The organism is Lentzea sp. NPDC060358 (assembly GCF_042725365.1).
Classification (GTDB): Bacteria; Actinomycetota; Actinomycetes; order Mycobacteriales; family Pseudonocardiaceae; genus Lentzea.
This window is the reverse complement of record NZ_JBHXCW010000459.1, coordinates 1-1,680: the sequence shown is the minus strand read 5'-3', so window position 1 is coordinate 1,680 and position 1,680 is coordinate 1. Positions and strand designations below refer to the sequence as shown.

The following is a 1,680-nucleotide window of genomic DNA, read 5'->3' as shown; positions in this document are numbered from 1 at the left end:
CGGTAAGGGGGCGGCTCACTCTTTCGTGGGTGTGGCAGGGGGTGCGGGGCCGGGTCCCGAGCTTCGGGTTTCGGGGGTCGGTCTTCGAGGGCCGGGATTCGAGCGGTGTGTACCAACCGGGGGGTGACCGGGGGTGGTTGGGTAAACCCCCCTGCCCTCCCTGCCCCGTCACGGCCAGCAAGTATGACTAGTTGTGATCGAGTTGCGGCGGAGAGTCGCGGCGGCTTACGGTGCGAACGAATCGACCCCGGCACAGTGTTGGCGCACTGCCCGGGGCCTGACCCCAAGATCGAAACTCAAGTGAAAGAGATCCCGTGGCTGTTTCAGACCTTAGTCCTGCCCCGCCTGCCCTCGCATCCTCGCGTGCGCACCCGAGGGCGAAGCCCGGTTACGGGAAGCGGACCGTGGTGGAGGGGTGTTCGTCGGGTGCGGATGTTTTCGCGTTGCTGCCGGTGCGGGAGCGGCATATCGCGGGTTATGTGGATGCGTTGCCCGAGGGGGCGGCGATGGACATCAAGTCGCTGGCCCGTAGTCAGCCGTTGTACGGGCAGATGGCGGTGGGCAGTGCGTTGCGGGCGCTGGGTGTGGCCGGTCATCTTCGCCATGTCCGCTGCCTGAGTGCCGAGGGTGGTCAGGTCCGCTGGGTGACCCGGACGTTCTGGTCGCGCACGGCCCACGACAACGAATGGTGGGACGCCTTCCTCGACGCCGAGGAACACCGCTCGGCCCCAACCGCCCCTGAACCCGAGGCCGCTGACGTACCCGCCCCCGGCCCTGCACCCGACCCCGCCCCTGCCGACGTGCCTGCCCCGATGGTTCCGCAGCAGCGCACCGCAGAGCCCCAACCGCAGCCGGAGCCGGATGTGCAGTCGCAGTCGCGGTCCGGCACGGGTGCGGGTGCTGGTGCGGCTGCTGGTGTGGGTGTTTCGCCTGGGTTTGCTGTGTTGGCGCGGTTGGGTCGGGTGGATGCGCGGTTGGCGTTGTCGGCTGCGGACTGTGTGGCGTTGGAGGGGTTGGTGGCGGAGTGGTTCGGGCGGGGTGTGGATGCTGATTACGTGGTCCGTGTGCTGACGGCCGGGCTTCCCGAGCGGGTGGGTTCGCCCTTCGGTCTGGTCCGGCGTCGGCTGCGGGACAAGCTGCCGCCCCGGTTGCCCGCTACTCCCGTACCGCCCGCTCCTGCGCAGGCGCCGGTGCGGCGGCTGATGCCGGAGTGCACCGAGTGCGGCGTACCGGGAAGGCCCGAGGCGTTCCGCGACGGACTCTGCCGCCCCTGCCGCGAGTCCGACCACACCCCCTGACGAACCGACCTGTCGAACACACCCCCAACTGTCACGTCAGAAACACGGGCAGGGGATCGGGACAGGCCGTGGCACCCCTTTCCGCGGTCCTGGGGCCTTGTCCTGGTGGGTCACAGCTACTCGGGCATCCCGGTCGGTCAGGCCGCGGAGCGGATCGGTGACCGACTGGCCCGCGTGGTATTCGTCGACTCAAGTGTTCCGGCCGACGGCAAGTCGTCTGTCTCCGTCTGGCCGGACGGTGGGGCGGCAGCGGAGGCCTCGATCGCCGCGAACGGAGGGTTCTGGCTGCTCGCGCCAGCTGCTCATTACGACGGCGAAGGTCTCACCGATGAGCAGCTTGCGCGCCTCGTGCGCGGCTCGGCGCCTCACCCGGGTGCCACGC

At 69.5% G+C, this 1,680-nt stretch carries 1 protein-coding gene and 1 pseudogene; both read left to right on the top strand.

All coding sequences use genetic code 11. The features are described 5' to 3' along the window. Positions 1-443 precede the first annotated feature (443 nt). Positions 444-1,298, top strand: a complete 855-nt coding sequence (locus ACFWGZ_RS40850) for a hypothetical protein (RefSeq protein WP_382456950.1) — start codon at positions 444-446, stop codon at positions 1,296-1,298. A 105-nt stretch (positions 1,299-1,403) separates the two neighbouring features. Further along, positions 1,404-1,680 (top strand): annotated as a pseudogene (locus ACFWGZ_RS40845) (hypothetical protein); the annotation flags it as partial.